This window comes from Candidatus Blochmannia festinatus (nom. nud.), assembly GCF_059936355.1.
In genome coordinates this window covers 245,017-266,089 of the sequence record NZ_CP012116.1, presented here as the reverse complement: position 1 = coordinate 266,089, position 21,073 = coordinate 245,017, and the positions used below count along the sequence as shown (strand labels likewise).

The window sequence follows — 21,073 nt, the reverse complement described above, 5'->3', positions numbered from 1 at the left end:
ATAACTAAATAAACCTGCGTATATACACTAATATATCTTAAATAAAAAGATAATATAGTATTAAATTCGTTTATTTAATACAAAATCTATCAATCCGTAATCCATAGCTTCATTAGCAGATAAAAAGCAATCTCGTTCCATATCTTTTATAATTACATCAATAGATTTTCCCGTATGTTTTGCCATCAACTTATTTATATTATTTTTAACTTGCAGTATTTCCTTAGTATGAATAGCAATATCAGTAGCTTGTCCTCGGAAATAACCTAAAGGTTGATGAATCATCACCCGAGCATTTGGTAGGCAAAATCGCTTCCCTTTAGCTCCAGCAGCTAATAAAAAAGCTCCCATTGAAGCTGCATGACCTATACAATAAGTACTAACATCAGGTTTTATAAATTGCATCGTATCATATATAGACATTCCTGCTGTTATTAATCCTCCTGGAGAATTAATATACAAATGAATATCTTTTCCTGGATCTTCTGATTCTAAAAACATCATTTGAGCAACAATAGAATTAGCTATATGATTCTCTATTACATCAGTCACAAAAATAATTCGCTCTTTTAATAACAAAGAATAAATATCATACGAACGTTCCCCTCGAGCAGTTTGTTCAATAACTATAGGGATTACTCCTGTGTTATAGTTATAACAACATAAATTATTTCGAATAGTATTATCATATACCCACTGCATTTTCTTCATATTTTCTCCAAAAAAATTAATATCATCATAATTTTACTCAGAAATATAAAAATTACTGATATATTGACATATTTTTATTAATATTTTTAATAAAAATTACTTTTTAGTAAAAACAAATATTAACCTGTAATTTAATCATTATTATTCTTACTTTTGAAAGAAAGTGTATTATATACAAAGCATAAATTCGCTCTATATCTAATTAATTAAGTATAGAAACGTCGAGTAATATAGTTTATTCTTTACTATATTAATACATTTATATGATTTATTTTACTTTTTTACATATTATAAAAATACGCATACACGTATTATTTTTTAAATTTTATGTGTTTTTTATTTTCTATTATCATATATTGATTTTTTCTGATTAAAAATTTTTAATCCTATTTAAATAAATAATAATGACTTTATTGAAAATCATCAAATTAAATGATTTAAATTAAATTATTTTTATATATTATACTACGTATAATATATAAAAATAAAGATACTTAATTTTATTTACCATTTTATAGTCTATAGCATAAAAAATAAAATTATACTTAAATTTCTATATAATATATTCATATATTAAACAAGCACTGGAAACATATATGTAAACTCACATATACAATATTGTTACTTATTTACAAAATAAAAATTTTGTATTAAAATGGACAATAAGATTTTTCAAAAACCATATATTATATGAAATTGATTACAAATAAATATATAAAAAAATATATATTTTTTTTATTATACAGTTTAACCATTTTATTAAATGGATGTGATAACTTAATTTTAATGAATCCTAAAGGATCTATAGGAATAGAAGAACGTTATTTAATACTTGTTGCTTTTGGAATGATGCTTATTGTAGTCATTCCAGTAATAATAATGACTTTTTTGTTTTCCATAAAATATAGATCTACAAATAATAATCATGTTCAATATCAACCTAATTGGACTCGATCTAAAAAATTAGAATTAATAATATGGACCATTCCAATAATAATTATTATTTTATTAAGTATATTAACATGGCATTCAACACATAAACTAGATCCAAAAAATTCTATTTATTCAAATTCAAAAACGATAATTAATTCTATTGTTGTGAATGTTATTGCTCTAGATTGGAAATGGCTTTTTATTTATCCTCAGTATAATATAGCAGTAATAAATGAACTTGTTTTTCCAGCGAATATACCTGTACACTTTAATATTACTTCTAATTCAGTAATGAACTCTTTTTTTATTCCTCAGTTAGGAAGTCAAATTTATGCAATGGCCGGTATGCATACACAATTAAATTTAATTGCTAATGAACCTGGAAAGTATAAAGGAATTTCTTCAAACTTTAGCGGGCATGGGTTTTCAGGAATGAAATTCATAGTGATTGCTACAAATGATGAAAACGAATTTAACCAATGGATACAAAAAGCAAAACAATCTATCTACCATCTTGATAGCATGAATACTTATGAAGAATTAGCAAAACCCAGTACATTTGATCCTATAACTTATTTCTCTAATGTTCAACCTGATTTATTTTATAAAGTTATTAATAAATTTATAAATCGAAAATAAAAGAATATAATTCTAATGATAAAAAATAATTAACTTTAATCAATTACAAATCTCTTTTGAAATAAAAGGTGCATATAATGTTTGGAAAATTAACAATACACTCTATCCCGTATCATGATCCAATTATTATGTCAACAATAGCTGTAGTTTTTGTTATAGGAATTCTAACAATAGGCACTATTACTTATTATAATAAATGGATGTATTTATGGAATGAATGGCTCACTTCTGTGGATCACAAAAAAATTGGGATTATGTATATTATCGTATCATGTATTATGTTTTTAAGAGGTTTTGCTGACGCAATTATGATGCGTACACAACAAGCACTTTCAGCTATTGGATCTACAGAATTTCTTTCTGTGCATCATTATGATCAAGTAGTCACAGCTCACGGAGTAATCATGATTATATTTATGGCTACTCCATTTGTAATAGGATTAATGAATTTAATAGTTCCATTACAAATTGGAGCAAGAGATGTAGCTTTTCCATTTTTAAATTCTTTAAGTTTTTGGCTATTCATGGCGGGAGTTGCATTAATTAATTTGTCTTTAGGAATAGGTGAGTTTGCTCAAACTGGATGGGCAGCATATCCTCCTTTATCAAGTAAAGAATATAGTCCTGGAGTTGGAGTAGATTATTGGATATGGAGCATTCAAATTTCTGGAATTGGAACTACTTTAACTGGCATAAATTTTTTTACTACAATTTTATATATGAGAGCTCCAGGCATGTCTATGATGAGAATTCCAGTATTCACTTGGACAGCGTTATGCACAAATGCATTAATTATTGCAGCATTTCCTATTCTTACTGTAACAATTACATTATTAACTTTAGATCGATATTTAGGAACTCATTTTTTTACTAATGATTTAGGTGGAAATATGATGATGTATATTAATTTATTTTGGGCATGGGGGCATCCTGAAGTATACATTTTAGCATTACCTGCATTCGGAATATTTTCAGAAATAGTTTCTACTTTTTCTCAAAAAAAAATATTTGGATACACTTCTTTAGTCTGGGCCACCATTGCTATTACTGCTTTATCTTTTTGCGTATGGCTTCATCATTTTTTTACTATGGGAGCAGGATCTAATGTAAATGCATTTTTTGGAATTATGACTATGATTATTGCAATCCCCACAGGAATAAAAGTGTTTAATTGGTTATTTACCATGTATAAAGGAAAAATTATTTTTAAATCACCAATGTTATGGGCAGTAGGATTTATTATTACTTTTTCAATAGGAGGAATGACCGGAGTATTATTAGCTATACCTGGAATTGACTTTGTATTACATAATAGCTTATTTTTAGTTGCACATTTTCATAATGTCATTATTGGTGGAGTTTTATTTGGATGTTTCGCTGGAGTTTCATATTGGTTTCCTAAAGCCTTTGGTTATATTCTAGATGAAAATTGGGGGAAACGTGCTTTTTGGCTCTGGATAATTGGTTTTTATATAGCATTTATGCCATTATATATTTTAGGATTTATGGGTATGACTCGACGTTTAAGTCAAAATATAGACACTTCATTTTCACCAATGCTAGCAATGGCAGCAATAGGTACATTCTTGATTGGATTAGGAATAATATGTCAATGTATACAAATATTCATTAGCATTTTTAATCGAGACAAATATCAAAACTCTAATCACAATAATGCAAATCCATGGAACGGATACACATTAGAATGGTTTACTTCTTCTCCTCCTCCTTTCTATAATTTCGCAAATGTTCCAGTTATTACTGATGAACAAAATGTATATTGGTACGTAAAAAATAGAAAAAATATCAATTTATTATACATAAAAAAACCATACGCACCTATTCATATGCCTAAAAATACACATGATGGAATATTAATTGCTTTTTTTAGTTTAATACTAGGATTTAGCATGATTTGGTATATATGGTGGTCATCCATAATGAGTTTTTTTGGAATAATAATAATATGGATAACACGTACATTTAATAATGATACTGAATATTATGTACCATCAGATATAATTAAAAAAATCGAGCATGTACATAACAAATAAACCTATTAAAATAAATGAACATAGATAAAAAAATAATATTTGGCTTTTGGTTGTATATAATGAGTGACTGTATCTTATTTGCTAGTTTATTTGCTATGCATATAGTACTGAGCAATCATGTAGATATAATTTTATCTACTGAAAACATTAAAAATATTTTTAATTTAAATTTCATTTTTATAGAGACATTATTTTTATTATTGAGCAGTCTTACTTGCAGTAAAAGTATGGTTTATACAATAGATAAACAATGCTTATATAAATCAACACAATGGATATTTATAACTGCATTATTAGGACTATGTTTCATTATAATGGAAATTTATGAATTCTATCATTTAATACAGAATGGATATACTCCGACATATAATGCATTTTTTTCATCTTTTTTTGTGTTAATAGGAACACACGGAATTCATGTAATAGCTGGATTAATTTGGATTATTATTATGATTATACATCTTAATTTAACAGGGTTTACACAAAAAAATTTGATTCGATTAACATGCTTAAATTTATTTTGGCATTTCTTAGATATTGTATGGATATGTGTATTTACCATAGTATATTTGATAGGAGTGTTGTGATTAATGAATAACAGTAATTTAAATACTTCATACTTAGCTGGATTTTTATTATCTCTAATTTTAACAATTATTCCTTTTTATCTTATAAAATATAATATTTTTGAAAAAATAACACTACTTGTTATAGTGATATCTTGTGCATTGATTCAAATTTATATCCATCTAATCTATTTTTTACATTTAAGAAATACATCTAATCAAGTATGGACTATTATATCTTTGATCTTTACAATATTTATTTTATTTATTCTTGTATTAGGAAGCGTATGGATTATGACACATTTACACCATAATCTAATGATGTAAATTTCGATCATTATAATTAAATATATATAATATTATGATAATTCAATACTACTTTTCTTTGATAAAACCAGGAATTGTAATAGGAAATATAATGTCTTCTGTGGGCGGTTTTTTAATGGCATCTCACGGAAACATTAATTATATAGAATTAATCAATATGATTACCGGATTAGCTTTAATTATATCTTCTAGTTGTGTATTTAATAACATCATTGATCGAGATATTGATGCTATTATGATTAGAACTAAATCTAGAATATTAGCACAAAAAAACAAAACACTTTCTATAAAACATGGCATGTATTATGCAATAACATTAAATATTTTAGGATTTTTATTATTGGGGATCACAAAAAACTTGTATACAATATTTTTATCAGCAACAGGTTTTTTGGTATATGTCGTAGTATACAGTTTATACATGAAACGTACATCAATTTACGGCATGATTATAGGCAGTATATCTGGAGCAATGCCTCCGGTAATTGGATATTGCACTGTAATTAACCAATTTGATTTAGGAGCTTTAATACTATTAATGATCTTTAGTTTTTGGCAGATTCCTCATTCTTATTCTATTACCATTTTTAGAAATCATGATTATAAAACAGCTTTAATTCCGACCTTTTTTGAAAAAAAAGGAATTGATTGTACCAGAATACATATGATTATATGTATTCTGGGATTTTATATCTCTATAATATTTTTAACTATTCAAGGCTATGCCAGTTATGTATTTCTATATATTATTAGTATATTTAACTTATTTTGGTTATACACAGGATGGTATGCATATAATCGAATAAATAATGAGTTTTTATGGGCAAAAAAGATGTTCATTTTATCTATCATTACTATTACATCTGTAAATTTAATGTTATCCTTAGATTCAAATTTTATTTTTTAATATATTATAAAAACATATTATAAATAAAATACAACAATTTAATTGCATTTATAAAATAATAAAAATTATACCTACAATTAGTCAATCATAAATATGATGCTCCGAAATATCAAAATAACTAGTACTGAATTACGTTCAGTGTATATATTAAGTTTAATATTTGCATTACGTATGTCAGGAGTATTTATGGTATTACCAATATTACCTATTTATGCAATATCTTTAAATGGAGCTTATGAATACCTAATAGGAATTGCAATTGGAATATATGGTATTACTCAAATAATTTTTCAATTACCTTTTGGTTTGATGTCTGATAAACTTGGAAGAAAGCCTGTTATTATTATTGGATTAATAATATCTGCTTTAGGAAGTGAAATAGCTGCAGTAACAAATGAAATTTGTGGGTTAATTATTGGTCGAGCATTACAGGGGGCAGGCGCAATAGGAAGCGTCCTCATAACCTTATTATTAGAATCAATACAAGAACGTAATAGAACCCAAGCTATGGCAATTCTTGGAATAAGTTTTGGTATGACTTTTACAATTTCTATAATTATAGGCCCATTTATTGCAAACAAATTTGGATTAAATGGGTTATTTCAAATTATTACTTTAATAACAGTAGTAACTATAATATTGGTTTATTTTTTGATACCAAAAAAACTATCTTCTCCTAATTCAATTAAAAATATGAATTTAATAGACATATTAAATAATGTTAAGATTATTATCATTCATCCAAAATTATTAAAACTAAATTTTCATATTTTCTCTTTGCATACTGTTTTAATATTAAATTTTATTATTTGGCCTAAAATTTTGAATACACTAGGATATGTATCTACAATATATCATACAATATATTCTATTATAATATTAATTTCTATATTAATATTATTACCATATATTTTTTATACTAACATAAATAAAAATAAAAAGAATATATTAACTATTTCTATAATTGTAGTATTTTTATCTGAATTTATCACATTTATTGGAATAAATAATATATGGCTAACTCTAATTGGAATGCAATTATTTTTTATAGCATTTAATTTAATAGAATCAATTTTACCTGATTTAATTAGCAAACAATCTCCTTCTAATTTTAAAGGAACTGCTATTAGCATTTATTCAATTGGACAATTTTTAGGAGTTGGACTAGGAGGAATTACAGGTGGTTTATTGTTAGAAACACAAGAAGGAACACAATTGATATTACTATTGATATTAGTTATAATATTCACTAATATTATTATAAATAATAAATGTCATTAAAACTAAAAATAATATTGAATTACTATTATTTATTGATAATTATTTATCCGAGTAATATATTGTTAGAGAGAATTTACTTGCAAACATTGTTTTCATTAATACTGATCTTTATACAAGAAATCATCTAATTACTTATCATGTATGACATGAAGAATGGCGATATACTTTTACATTTTGAAATCCTTTCTGATATAAATGCATTGCTTGAAGATAACTCATGACACCTTGATCACAATACAGTATGTATATCTTGTTTTGATCCAAATTCGGAAATTGATCTATTAATTTATAAAAAGGTATTTTTTTTATTTTTATATTAAATGGAATGTGAATAGGATTTTTATTCTGTTCATATTCTGATCTAATATCTAATAGTATATCTTGAGAGTTTAATTTAGTTTGAAAATCAATTTTAACAACATGTTGATTATTTATAAACTTTAGAATATTATTTACATTTATTATATGAGATCTAGATATTGACTGATCTAATATAGAAAAATTGAAATTATTTTCTTCTAATTCAATATACTTTTTTTTTACTTGTATACAAGACTTTTTTGAAATCATACCACAATATTCTGGAATTGTTCTAGAAAGTGCTTCTGTTCCAATTTTACGAGCTAAATCAATGATTGATTCCTTATCATGTACAATTAAAGGCCTTAATATTATACAATCAGAAGATACAGAATTATTAATGATCATTAAATTATCTAAAGTTTGACTAGAAACTTGACCTAATGATTCCCCTGTAATCAATGCTTTAATTTTATAACGATCAGCCAAACGAGACGCAGCTCTTATCATCATACGTTTTAATATAATTCCTACATAATTACTCTTTATCTTCATAAATATTTCTTTAACTACTATGGAAAAATCAACAGAAATTAATTTCACTTTATGTGAACAGCTAAATTTATTCCATAAATAATATACAATTTTATATACTTCAACAGCATGTGTTATATTATCAATTAAATTAAAAAAACAATAATGTACCTTACAACCCCTTCGAATTACCATATAACTAGAAACAGCAGAATCAAATCCTCCAGAAATTAAAGATAAAGATTCTTGTTGAGTTCCAATGGGAAAACCTCCTAATCCTTCAAAACGTTCAAGAATTATAAATAAACAATCATTTTTAATATTTAAATGTATAATTATTTCAGGAGTAACTAAATTAACACGAATATCATTTATATTACAACATAATTTATTTCCTATATAACGTTCAATATCCTGAGAAGTTACTACATGGGTGCCTCGACGTTTTACCCGAATACAAAAAGTCTTTCCTAACAATTGAGTATAATATTTTGTATTTTTGATTTGAGTATAAATATCCTCTAAAGAATTTATAATACTATCTTGAACTAATAAAATATGATGAATTCCAGGAATATTGACTAATATTTTAGTAATATCTAAATAATTATAGTTAGATTTTATCTCAATATTATCCCAATGTTTAATTAATACAGCTAATAAATTGTATTGTCTTAAAGTATTTCTAATATTTTTCACAAGCATTTTTATAAAAAAAACTCGTACTGATCGACTTTTAATAATAATCTCTGGAACGAACTTGACAATAATTTTCATAATTGTTTATAATTGCTGGATTTATAATATATAATTAGTATAATTTAAATTCTAATTATATAAATCTATTTTTATTACTTATGTTAGCCTAAATTATTATTTATCATTATAAATATAAAATAGTTAATAACATAACAGCTTATCGAATCATTAAAAAATAACAATCTTGTTTTAAAAATCTTGGTTTATGGTATAAATAGATGAATTTTTATTCAAAAATAAAAGAAATAAATAAATATAACTAATATTATAATTATAAGTTATATCAAATATTATTGTATAAATTATTATTATTAAATTTGATTTAACTCAATACTATCCAAAAACTATATTAAATTTACTTTAGTTATACAATTGAAACATAATGAAATACTATTATACATAACAAACTGATAAAAACACATAATATACTTTATCATTATTTTATATACACTATAAAATTTAAATACAAAATAATATGATACAAATCATTTAATTATATTAAAAAATATAAAATTAAACCTTAATTCTGCATGTCTATCTAATAAAGTTAATTATAATATTTATTTTATATGGTATACAACTTAGTCTCATATTAGAATATATTAGTGAATTTAAATACAATGTAAACATTTTATTCAAATTTATGTAATTTATTTTAAACAAAGACAGCAAATAAAGATTTTTACTCGACGATTAAATGAGAATAATATACACATGATGAATCATGATTCTAACACATACTCTATATTAGAGTTAATCAATACTCCTGAAGAATTACGTCAACTACCTGAAAGTAAATTAGAAAAATTATGTAATGAATTAAGGCAATTCCTATTAACTAGTGTTAGTAAATCCAGTGGACATTTTGCATCTGGATTAGGAGCAATTGAACTGACAATAGCATTACATTATGTGTATAATACTCCATTTGATTATCTTATTTGGGATGTAGGACATCAAGCATATCCTCATAAAATATTAACTGGCCGAAAAAAAAATATTAATAGTATTCGAAAACGAAATGGATTACATCCATTTCCATGCAGAGATGAAAGTAAATATGATATATTATCAGTAGGACATTCTTCTACTTCAATTAGTGCAGGATTAGGATTAGCTATAGCTGCAGAACGTGAAATGCTAAATAGACATACAGTATGTATAATAGGAGATGGAGCATTAACTGCTGGTATGGCATTCGAAGCAATTAACCACGCAGGAACAACTAAATCTATTAATTTGTTAATTATTCTTAATGATAATGATATGTCTATTTCAGAAAATGTAGGAGCATTAAATACTAGTTACTACACTAAAAAAAAAACATATTCCAATATTGTATCAAATATTAAAATATTATTAAAAAATATTTTTTCAAGTAAAAATATTCATGATACTGTTGCTATGAGATTTTTTAAAAACCTTGGTTTCAATTGCATTGGACCTATAGATGGACATAATATATTTAAATTAATACGTAATTTAAAATATATACGCAACAACAAAAAAGGGCTTCAATTTTTACATATTATTACTAAAAAAGGTTATGGATATAAACCAGCAGAAAAAGATCCGATAAAATGGCATGCAGTACCTAAATTTGATCCAATCAGTGGAGTATTGCTTAACAAATACAAAAAAAATATTACTTATTCTGAAGTATTTGGAGAATGGTTATGCCAAATTGCGATGAAAGATAATAAAATTATAGGAATTACTCCAGCTATGAGAGAAGGTTCTGGAATGAGTACATTTTCTAAAAAATACCCAAAACAATATTTTGATGTTGCTATCGCTGAACAACATGCTGTAACTTTTGCAGCTGGACTAGCTATCGCTGGATATAAACCGGTAGTTGCTATTTATTCAACATTTTTACAAAGAGCTTATGATCAATTTATTCATGATATAGCTATTCAAAAATTACCAGTATTATTTGCTGTAGATAGAGGAGGAATTGTTGGAGAAGATGGACAAACTCATCAAGGAGCTTTTGATTTATCATATTTACGTTGTATTCCCAATGTAATTATTATGGCTCCAAGTGATATATATGAATTTAAATTAATGTTAAATACTGGATATTTATACAAACATGGACCCAGTGTTGTACGGTATCCTAAAGGGGATACCAAAAATAAAAATAACAACAATACATCTAATAATAATAAAAATTCTAAGACATTAAGTTCACTACCATTAAGTAAAGGAATGATACATCATTATGGACATCGTATTGCTATTCTTAATTTTGGGACTTTATTAAAATCTGCATATAATGTAGCATTACAATTAAATGCCACATTAGTAGATATGAGATTTATCAAACCTTTAGATGAAATATTAATAAAAAATCTTGCAAAAAATCATCAAGCTCTAATTACTTTAGAGGAAAATGCGGTTATAGGAGGAGCAGGAAGTGGAGTGAATGAATTACTTACAAAGAATAGCAAATTATTACTCCCTATTCTTAATATTGGATTACCCGATTTTTTCATTCCACAAGGATCCAGAGAAGAAATCTTGTCAGAATTAGGATTAGATAGCTCCGGAATCTATAAAAAAATTGTTAATTGGATAACATAATAACACCTTATATAAACTACATAATAAGCATAATTATTATACTTTTGCTCAGTATCAATAATAGTTAATAAATAAACTTAAGGAAATATTTGTATCAAAAATAAAATGATATGAATAGATATAAATCCAGCTAATACATCATCTAAAACAATACCAAAACCACCTTTTATCGTTCGATCAAACCAAGAAATCGGCCATGGTTTTATTATATCAAATATTCTAAATAACAAAAATGAGATCATTATCCATATCCAACTATACAACGGTATTACAATTAATGTAATCCACATTCCAATAAATTCGTCCCATATAATTGATTTATGATCATGAACCTTAATAAATCTTGAAACTTTATCACAAAAATAGATTCCAAATATTACTCCTAATATTAAAAAAATAAAATATACTTGATAAGAAAAAAAATATATTATTCCCCACCAAATAGGAATTGCTAATACAGATCCTATGGTTCCACTAATAGGAGTAATATAAGGCACTCTACCTAATCCAAATCCTGTTGCAAAAAAATACCACAATTTTATTAACATCATGTTATTAACAATCATAAATTGATACTATAAATATCGATTATACAATCATAGTTTTAAATAAAATTCATTCAGTTATCCTAAATAATCTTTTCGTTACTATTGTATTTAATACTCCATTAACAAATTTATGACTTTTTTCAGCCCCAAAAATCTTTGCTAATTCTATAGCTTCATCTATAACAACTTTATACGGTATATCACAACGCCGAGTTAATTCAAATAATGCAATTAATAACACTGAATATTCTACATAACCCATTTTTTTAAAATCTCTAGATAAATAAGGAATCATCAATTCATCTAATTCTACAATACAACCCATTACCCCTATATATAATTCTCGAAAATAAGAAATATCAAAATTTTTAATATTTTGTATAGAAACAACATAATTTTCTATTTCTGTGAAATTATTTTTAGACAATTGCCAAGAATATAACGCTTGCAACGTACACAAACGAGCAAGACGTCTAGTTATAAATTTCACCTAATTCCTCTTTTTTATTATTACTTCAATAAATATAATTATTAACAAACGATTTGTTATTACCTATTACCTATTAATTTTAATATATTAATCATCTCTAAAACTGCTAAAGCAGTCTCCGCGCCTTTATTATTATTTTTAATTCCTGACCGCTCTATAGCTTGTCTCACATTATCAGTAATAAGTAAACCTAATCCTATTGGAAGCACATTTGTAACAGAAATATTAATTAATTGAGAATAACATGATTCAGAAATAAATCGAAAATGATCAGTTTCTCCACGTATAACTGTTCCCAATGCTATCAAAGCATCATATTTATTATTTCTTTTTCTGTTATTACTATCATTAGTATTAACAAAAGTAGTATCATTATTAGTCTCCACTAAAGCTTTTATTATTAGTGGTAATTCATATGCTCCAGGGACCCAAATTATAGTAATATTTTGATCTTTTACATGCCCAATTCTTTTAAAAACATCTGTAGCTCCATCTAACAAATTATTATTAATAAAACGATTAAACCTAGAAACAACAATAGCTACTTTTACTGAATTATTTACAGCACTGCATTCAATAATATTCATATATTAATTTCACCATGTATAATAACAATTTATATAAAAGTACTATTTATTATAGTGCAAAGATTAATTTTTTATTTTTCTAATAAGAAAAATAAAATTCTTGAAACATTTAAATTATATAATATTTGGTTTTAATATGAATCTAATATCTGGACCAATGTTTTTCATATCAACCAACTCAAAAGTTTTAATATCTTTTAATTTATTAATATTTGGCAAATAACATAAAGGTCTTGCACTAGACCCTAAAAATTTCATAGATTGATATAAAACAATCTCGTCTACTAACCCTATATCTAACAAAGCTCCAGAAAGTGTTGGTCCAGATTCTACCCAAATATTGTTAATTTGACGATAACACGCTAAATACTTCATTAACTCCTTTAAATTAATTTGATACGATCCAGATTGATTGATAATTGGGGAAATTAATAATTGCTCTACTGATTTAGGCCAACTTAAATTATCTTTTTTGATTCTAGCCAATATTACTCTTCCTTCTTTTTTTATAAAACGATGATCAGGTAGAATGCGATTAGCACTATCTATAATTACGCGTAACGGATATCTAATTTTACTACTATTACTATATATATTTTTTATTTCTTCTGAAAAACACGACCACCGTACATTTAATCTAGGATTATCCATTAACACAGTCGAAGCAGTAGAAAGAATTACATCACTTTCTGCTCTAAAACATTGTACATCTTGTCTCGATTGCACAGAAGTAATCCATTTACTTTCTCCAGAGGACATAGCAACTCTACCATCTAAAGATGATGCCAATTTTAGTTTAATCCAAGGCATTCCTGTGCGTATACGTTTAATAAATCCTTTATTTATTGATTCAGCTTCTGATAACATAATACTATGATTTACTAAAATACCTGCTTGTTTCAACAATTCTATTCCACGACCTGTTAAATTAGGATTAGGATCTAACATAGCTATAACAATGCGTTTAATTCCTGATTTAATCAATGCTGTAGTGCATGGAGGAGTACGTCCATAATGACTACATGGTTCCAATGTGATATACACAGTAGCATCTTTTGCAGCATCTCCAGCAATTTTTAATGCATTTATTTCAGCGTGATTTTCACCAGCTCTCATATGATATCCTTCTCCTATAATATAATTATTTTTCACAATGACGCAGCCAACATTAGGATTAGGCATAGTAGTAAACCGACCTTTTCGTGCTAATTGAAATGCTCTAGACAAATATATTGTATCTTCATGAATAATATCAATAATCATAATGCCATAATTAATTAATTTATTATTTATATATATTTACTTTATTTTACTAAAAACCAAATATATCTTTAATACATTAATATCTTAATTATATAGATTAAATATACTTACGTCTTTTCTTTATATAATGAAGATATCTTTTTAACCCAAACATACATAACAGTCTCTATATGAGTTATCTTAAATGTCACCTGTAAATCAAATATTAATTAATAAATATATGCTTTTTTTTAAATCTAAAAGCCAAAAATGAAGCTACATATATAGAAGAAATAGTTCCTATTATAACTCCAAACAACAAAGTTATAGAGAATTCATATAGCATAGTGCCTCCAAAAATTAATAACATTAATAATACCATAATAGTTGTTACTGAGGTAATGATCGTTCTATTTAACACTTGAGTTAATGAAAGATTAAATACTTCATAAGAACATAATTTATTAGGCATATGATGAAAATTCTCTCTAATCCTATCAAAAATAACGATTTTATTATTTAAAGAATACCCCATTGCTGATATCAATGCAGTAATAGTTGTAGAATTAATTTCTATACAAAATACAGATAATATTCCTAAAGTAATTACTATATCATAAGCTAAAGTAATAAAAGTTGCTATTGATAATTTCAATTCAAATCGACATGTTATATATAAAAAAATACATATAAATACCATTAAAAAAGCAATTATTGTTGTCTTTATTAAATTTGTACTAGAATTTGGTCCAATCCAATTTATTTGTTGAATATTAAATTGATGAGTAATAGAACTATTTAAAATATTTAAAATTTCCTTTTCAATTTGCTGATTAAAACTATTAACACCATCAATTAAAGGTAATCGTATAATTAGTTCATTTATATTATTACAATATTGTACCGAAAATTTCTTAAATCCAAATTTAACAAAAGCGTTTCGTATTTTATCTATTTCAAAATCTTTATCTGAAATTACTTCAATTAAAATGCCTCCAGTAAAATCTAATCCCCAATTAAAACCATAAAATATAGTACATATGAACGATATAACACATAAAAATATAAATAAAAAAAACACATTACGTCCATACCAAATAAAATCATAAATTCTATAAACAGCACTATTTCCCATTTTTGATATTCTCATCTCCACATGTATTTTAATTTTTAAGTTAAATAGAAAGTTTTTTCATATATTTTTTTTTCCCATAAATTAAATTAACAAAAGCTCGTGTTCCTACAATAGATGTAAACATAGAAGTGCCTACTCCAATAATGGTAACTACAGCAAAACCTTGAATAAGACCAATATTATATATATATAAAATAATAGAAATAAGAATAGTGGTAATATTAGAATCAATAATACTGGTAAATGCCTTTCGATATCCTACATATATTGAATATTGCATAGGTTTTCCTTGTCTTATCTCTTCTTTAATACGCTCATTTATTAATACATTTGAATCAATAGCAACTGCTAAAGTCAATATAATACCTGCTATACTAGTCATAGTTAATACAATTCCTGGAACTAATGACATTAAACTAATTATAAGTATTAAATTCATAATCAACGCAATTCCAGCAATTACTCCAAAAAAACGGTACCATAAAATCATAAAACATATTGAAACTGATGTGCCTAAAGTACATGCTGTTATACCTTGCATAATATTTATTCTACCAAGAGTAGGACCAATAACTTTTTCTTCTTCAATATAAACAGGTGCTACTAATGACCCCATACTCAATAATGATGATAAATGACGAGCTTCATTTACATTATTAATTCCAACAATACAAAAATTATGAGACAATTGAGATTGTATAGTAGCTAAATTAATAACTTTATCGTATCTATATAAAATAGAATGACCTTGAATATCTTTTTTTCCAGTATCTCTATATTCTACAAATAAAGTAGCTATAACTTTTCCAATATTATCCTGAGTAAATTTAGAAATAATTGAACTTCCTAAATTATCTAAAAATATATTCACTTGAGGTCGATGATATTCATCAAAATTTAAATTTGCACCAATAATATGATCTCCAGTTAAAATAACTTTTTTATATAGTGTTACTATATTTCCTTTATTATCTAATTTTATTTCAGAATCTTCTGGAATTAAATTATTATGAATTTGAAATTGATTTATTTTAGTATTGACTAAACGAAATTCAAGACTCACTGTATTACTAATAGTTTTTTTAATTTTATCAGAATTTTGAATCCCCGGTAATTCTACAGAAATAAAATCAGCCCCATGACGATATATTAAAGGTTCAGAAATTTGTAATTGATTTATACGATGACGTAAAATATCAGAATTTTGTTTCATCGCATATTCACTTATGGTATGGATATATTCTTTTGAAAAAACGACATGTGTCGTACATTCTTCCTGAATATAAAAAATCAATTCTGAATATTCCTTAGACAAAAATGATACCGCTTTATTTCTATCAACAAAATTTTCAAAAACAATTTTTATATTATAATCATTTATTTTACATATTTTTAAATAAGGAATATTATTCTCACATAAAGCAACTTTTAAAACATTTATATAATGATCTTGCATTTTATCTAACATAGTTTGAATGCTTACTCGAATAATTAAATATAACCCTCCTTTTAAATCTAATCCTAACTTTACTGGTTTTGCTCCAATTAAAAATAACCAATTTGGCATATCTGATGTTTTTGAATAAGATACTAAAAAGTTTTTAGAAAAAACAGAAGATAATATTTTATATGCCTGTAATTGATCTAATTCAGAAAAAAAACGTATTTGAATTTGTTCATTACTAAAAAAAATAGATTTATTGATTATTTTTTCTTTTTGTAAAATTTTTATAATATCATATTGTGGTACATTGCTGATATTATAGTGAATATTTAAATTATTTTTATTAGCAATACATACTGTATAACTTTCCTGATATAAATTTGGTAATGCATATATACACCCTAAAATTAATATTAGAAAAACCATTATATACTTCCATGTAGGATAAAAATTCATCACAAAATTCTATTTTGAACAAAAATGATATACAAAAATCATAATGATTTTACAGTACCTTTAGGTAAAATAGCAGTAATACAATCTTTTTTAATTAAAACTTCATTATTAATATTATTATTTTTAAAATTTAATGTAATAAAAATATATCCGGTATCTGTTACTTTCAGTACTCTACCTACCAACCCTCCGTTAGTTAAAACTTCATCTCCTTTAGAGATGGAATTTAATAATTCCTTATGATCTCTATTTCGTTTTTGTTGTGGCCTAAAAACTAAAAAATAAAATATTACAGCAAATAACAGTAACATTATTATTAAAGAATAAGAATTATTTTGATCTGTAATTTCACTGCTTGCCCAAATGTTACTGATTAACCAACTCATGTACATTTCCCTTATAAAGTATTTACTTAATTATCAATTTTATAATAAATATTTGTTATAATTAATAATGATTAATAATATTAATTCAATGACAAAATAAACTAACAAATTTCTCTAATTCTTTATTTTTTATTGATCGACGTAAATCCTCCATTAAACGTTGGTAAAATCTTAAGTTATGAATAGTATTTAATCGCATCCCAAGAGTCTCTCGACATTTATCTAAATAATGTAAATATGATCGACTATAATTTTGACAGGTATAACAATCACAATTTTTTTCTATCGGAGATATATCTGTTTTATATTGCGCGTTACGAATACGAATTACCCCATTATGAACAAATAAGTATCCATTTCTTGCATTTCTAGTAGGAATGACACAATCAAACATATCGACTCCACGAAATACAGCTTCTACTAAATCTCTTGGTTTACCAACTCCCATTAAATAACGAGGTTTATTTTTAGGGAGAATCTTACACACACTAGAAACAACACTATACATTTTTTGTCTGGATTCACCTACTGCTAATCCACCTATAGCATATCCATCAAAATTAATATTTATTAAATTCTTAACTGATTCTTCACGTAATTCTTTATACATCCCACCTTGCACAATACCAAATAACATATTCATATTTTTTAGTTTATCAAAATGATAACGGCTACGTTCTGCCCAATTTAAAGATATATTTATCGAATTTTTTATATAATCCCAAGTATTAGGATATAAAGCACACTCATCAAATATCAAAACTATATCAGAATCTAAATCAGTCTGAATTTCTATTGATTTTTCTGGAGTTAAAAAAACAGATGATCCATTAATAGGATCTTTAAAATATACACCTTCTTTTGTTATTGTTCTTAATTTATTTAAACTAAATACCTGAAATCCCCCAGAATCCGTAATAATAGGACCATTCCATCGCATAAATTTATGCAAATTACCATGCAACTTAATAATATTTTGACCAGGCCTTAACCATAAATGAAAAGTATTACTTAAAATTATTTGTGCTCCACTTTCTTTTATTTCTTGAGGGGTAATCGTTTTTATAACGCCATAAGTTCCGACAGGAATAAAAGCAGGAGTTTCTATTATACCATGTTTACAAATTAATTTTCCAAAACGAGCACAACCATCAGTTTGAAATAATTGGAATATCATTCTTATTATCCTAATTGAAAATTCCATTAAATTAATTGATATATTGCATATTTAATACATAAATAAATATAAAATTTCTTACAACTAAAAGTCTATAGATAAATAAATAGTTTTATAATATTCTCGAAAATACTTTAATATCCTACAATAATACTATATCTAATAATAATTAATATTAATTAAAGTAAATAAAAAATTAATCATCACAATATCAGAAAAAAATCTAAAGATAATAAAAAATTAAAAATCCTAAATATTCAAAAATAATTTAATAATTGTATTCTTGAAAGAAACACATACCAATTTTATTTTTAATAATTTTATAAAAAACTACTTCTCATTAGTATTAAATTGTTTTTTATTTTTATGATTTTAAATAATCTGCCTCTATTTTAAAACACTTACCAATAAATACTTTATCTATAAACAATAGAATATTTAATTCTAATATAGATAAACTTCAAAAGTTATACACTTTGTATAAAAATAATACAAATATACCTTTATATACTAAACCGTAGTATATACTATCTTAATAAGATGTCATAAAAACAATCTTTTGTATTAATGTAATTACTAATATAAAAATATTAATGAAACACTTTTAATTATCAAAATAAATCCTAAAAATTTACAACAACAATCACTATATGTTTAAAATACATATATCAATATGTCTATTCTTTCTTATATTTATCTTAGTTCTGATTCTATTATTTCATAAACTATACATAAATAAGAATTCAATTAAAATCTAACATATTAATAAACATTTTACTTTCTTAAATAATCTGCATATCTATGCAATCACTTAAACTTAAATATTTATTAAATTTCAAGAAACTTCCATAAAAATAATTCGTTTAAATACAATATTTAATACTTATTATTAATAATAATTAAGAAAAATCTATTTCAAATGTCCTATTTTGTATTATATTTTTATTTTTTTATTAATCTAATACTACTTATTTCTAATAAATATCTAAATAAATACATTACATGCATTTTAAACTAAAAATGTTACATTTATACATAAAATTCAATATATCCACATTATAAGCATTATAATAATAAAATCAATTGAACAAAAATAATAAAATAAATAAAATTTGCATCAAAATAATTTAATTAGTACAATTAATAATATTAGGGTAATTTTTTCTTATTTTTATAAAATATAAAAGAATTTTTAAAAACCACACAGAGGAGAAAATATTATGTTAGTTGGCCATAACGCTCCTGATTTCATTGCACCTGCAATATTAGGTAACGGTAAAATAATTAACGATTTCAATTTATATGAATACATTAAAGATAAAAAAGCTATAGTATTTTTTTGGCCGATGGATTTTACTTTTGTTTGTCCATCAGAACTTATTGCCTGTGATAAACGTTATTTTGAATTTCAAAAAAAATCAGTAGAAGTTATTGGAATCTCCATAGATTCTGTATTTGTACATAATGCTTGGAGACAATTACCAATAAATAAAGGAGGAATTGGATGTGTACAATACCCTATGGTATCTGATATAAAAAGAGAAATAATTAAAAAATATAAAATAGAACATTGCAGCGCAGGAGTAGCTTTACGTGCCTCCTTCTTAATAGATGCATCAGGTGTAATACGACATCAAGTCGCAAATGATTTGCCATTTGGAAGGAATTTTGATGAAATGATCAGAATGGTCGATGCTTTAGAATTCAATGAAACTAATGGACTTTTGTGTCCTGCTCAATGGAATAAAAATAAAGCAGGACTAAACGCTTCTCAAGAAAGCGTAGAAAAATATCTTTCCGAAAATCTGTCTCAATTATAATAATTGAGACAGATTTTCGGAAAATAAATCCACTATTACAATAATTAGTGACAGATATGTTTTTATATCTTATTTTTAAGATTTAAGTTATACAATGAAATTCAATTCATATATTTATATATATATGACCAATGATACTACATAAAATAATTTTATAAAATTATGCATAAAATTATAGTCGGTTTTTATAT

The 21,073-nt window shown here is 24.9% G+C and carries 18 protein-coding genes; 8 read left to right on the top strand and 10 right to left on the bottom strand.

All coding sequences use genetic code 11. The features are described from left to right. Positions 1-60: 60 nt before the first annotated feature. Positions 61-711: an ATP-dependent Clp endopeptidase proteolytic subunit ClpP gene (gene clpP, locus Bfest607_RS01245; RefSeq protein ID WP_500838497.1), complete on the bottom strand. Its 651-nt coding sequence runs from the start codon at positions 709-711 to the stop codon at positions 61-63. A gap of 690 nt (positions 712-1,401) precedes the next feature. Here clpP and cyoA point away from each other — a divergent pair. From cyoA to Bfest607_RS01215, 6 genes are all read left to right on the top strand, one after another. After that, positions 1,402-2,283 (top strand): ubiquinol oxidase subunit II, encoded by an 882-nt coding sequence (gene cyoA, locus Bfest607_RS01240; RefSeq protein WP_500838496.1) that lies wholly within the window; start codon positions 1,402-1,404, stop codon positions 2,281-2,283. 77 nt (positions 2,284-2,360) lie between these two features. Next, positions 2,361-4,337, top strand: a complete 1,977-nt coding sequence (cyoB, locus tag Bfest607_RS01235; protein WP_500838495.1) for a cytochrome o ubiquinol oxidase subunit I — start codon at positions 2,361-2,363, stop codon at positions 4,335-4,337. A 14-nt stretch (positions 4,338-4,351) separates the two neighbouring features. Further along, the gene (gene cyoC, locus Bfest607_RS01230; protein ID WP_500838494.1) at positions 4,352-4,924 is read left to right on the top strand and encodes a cytochrome o ubiquinol oxidase subunit III; all 573 of its coding nucleotides are present in this window, start codon (positions 4,352-4,354) and stop codon (positions 4,922-4,924) included. 3 nt (positions 4,925-4,927) lie between these two features. Then, positions 4,928-5,230 (top strand): cytochrome o ubiquinol oxidase subunit IV, encoded by a 303-nt coding sequence (cyoD, locus tag Bfest607_RS01225; protein WP_500838493.1) that lies wholly within the window; start codon positions 4,928-4,930, stop codon positions 5,228-5,230. A 34-nt stretch (positions 5,231-5,264) separates the two neighbouring features. After that, positions 5,265-6,137, top strand: coding sequence for a heme o synthase (gene cyoE, locus Bfest607_RS01220; RefSeq protein WP_500838492.1), 873 nt, complete (start codon positions 5,265-5,267; stop codon positions 6,135-6,137). 96 nt (positions 6,138-6,233) lie between these two features. Beyond that, complete coding sequence (locus Bfest607_RS01215; RefSeq protein ID WP_500838491.1) at positions 6,234-7,418, top strand: MFS transporter; 1,185 nt, start codon at positions 6,234-6,236, stop codon at positions 7,416-7,418. Between the two features lie 135 nt (positions 7,419-7,553). Here the strand turns inward: Bfest607_RS01215 and thiI are convergent, their stop codons facing one another. Next, complete coding sequence (thiI, locus tag Bfest607_RS01210) at positions 7,554-9,029, bottom strand: tRNA uracil 4-sulfurtransferase ThiI (RefSeq protein WP_500838490.1); 1,476 nt, start codon at positions 9,027-9,029, stop codon at positions 7,554-7,556. A gap of 699 nt (positions 9,030-9,728) precedes the next feature. Between thiI and dxs the strand changes: the two genes are divergently transcribed. Next, a complete protein-coding gene (gene dxs / locus Bfest607_RS01205; RefSeq protein WP_500838579.1) occupies positions 9,729-11,597 on the top strand; it encodes a 1-deoxy-D-xylulose-5-phosphate synthase in 1,869 nt (622 codons plus the stop codon). 77 nt (positions 11,598-11,674) lie between these two features. Here the strand turns inward: dxs and Bfest607_RS01200 are convergent, their stop codons facing one another. From Bfest607_RS01200 to tgt, 8 genes are all read right to left on the bottom strand, one after another. Next, positions 11,675-12,148 (bottom strand): phosphatidylglycerophosphatase A family protein, encoded by a 474-nt coding sequence (locus Bfest607_RS01200; RefSeq protein WP_500838489.1) that lies wholly within the window; start codon positions 12,146-12,148, stop codon positions 11,675-11,677. A 64-nt stretch (positions 12,149-12,212) separates the two neighbouring features. Then, positions 12,213-12,635: a transcription antitermination factor NusB gene (gene nusB, locus Bfest607_RS01195; protein ID WP_500838488.1), complete on the bottom strand. Its 423-nt coding sequence runs from the start codon at positions 12,633-12,635 to the stop codon at positions 12,213-12,215. Between the two features lie 59 nt (positions 12,636-12,694). After that, on the bottom strand, positions 12,695-13,222 hold the full coding sequence (ribH, locus tag Bfest607_RS01190; RefSeq protein WP_500838487.1) for a 6,7-dimethyl-8-ribityllumazine synthase: 528 nt from the start codon (positions 13,220-13,222) through the stop codon (positions 12,695-12,697). A 114-nt stretch (positions 13,223-13,336) separates the two neighbouring features. Continuing rightward, the gene (ribD, locus tag Bfest607_RS01185) at positions 13,337-14,485 is read right to left on the bottom strand and encodes a bifunctional diaminohydroxyphosphoribosylaminopyrimidine deaminase/5-amino-6-(5-phosphoribosylamino)uracil reductase RibD (RefSeq protein ID WP_500838486.1); all 1,149 of its coding nucleotides are present in this window, start codon (positions 14,483-14,485) and stop codon (positions 13,337-13,339) included. A gap of 205 nt (positions 14,486-14,690) precedes the next feature. Beyond that, positions 14,691-15,599, bottom strand: coding sequence for a protein translocase subunit SecF (gene secF / locus Bfest607_RS01180; protein ID WP_500838485.1), 909 nt, complete (start codon positions 15,597-15,599; stop codon positions 14,691-14,693). Positions 15,600-15,639: 40 nt separating this feature from the next. Continuing rightward, positions 15,640-17,499 carry a protein translocase subunit SecD gene (gene secD / locus Bfest607_RS01175; RefSeq protein WP_500838484.1) on the bottom strand — a complete coding sequence of 620 codons (1,860 nt, stop codon included), beginning with the start codon at positions 17,497-17,499 and terminating at the stop codon, positions 15,640-15,642. Between the two features lie 38 nt (positions 17,500-17,537). Then, positions 17,538-17,885: a preprotein translocase subunit YajC gene (gene yajC, locus Bfest607_RS01170; RefSeq protein WP_500838483.1), complete on the bottom strand. Its 348-nt coding sequence runs from the start codon at positions 17,883-17,885 to the stop codon at positions 17,538-17,540. A gap of 85 nt (positions 17,886-17,970) precedes the next feature. Beyond that, positions 17,971-19,062, bottom strand: a complete 1,092-nt coding sequence (gene tgt, locus Bfest607_RS01165) for a tRNA guanosine(34) transglycosylase Tgt (protein ID WP_500838482.1) — start codon at positions 19,060-19,062, stop codon at positions 17,971-17,973. Positions 19,063-20,282: 1,220 nt separating this feature from the next. On the opposite strand from tgt, the gene Bfest607_RS01160 reads away from it, so the two are divergent. Further along, complete coding sequence (locus tag Bfest607_RS01160; RefSeq protein WP_500838481.1) at positions 20,283-20,882, top strand: peroxiredoxin C; 600 nt, start codon at positions 20,283-20,285, stop codon at positions 20,880-20,882. Positions 20,883-21,073 lie beyond the last annotated feature (191 nt).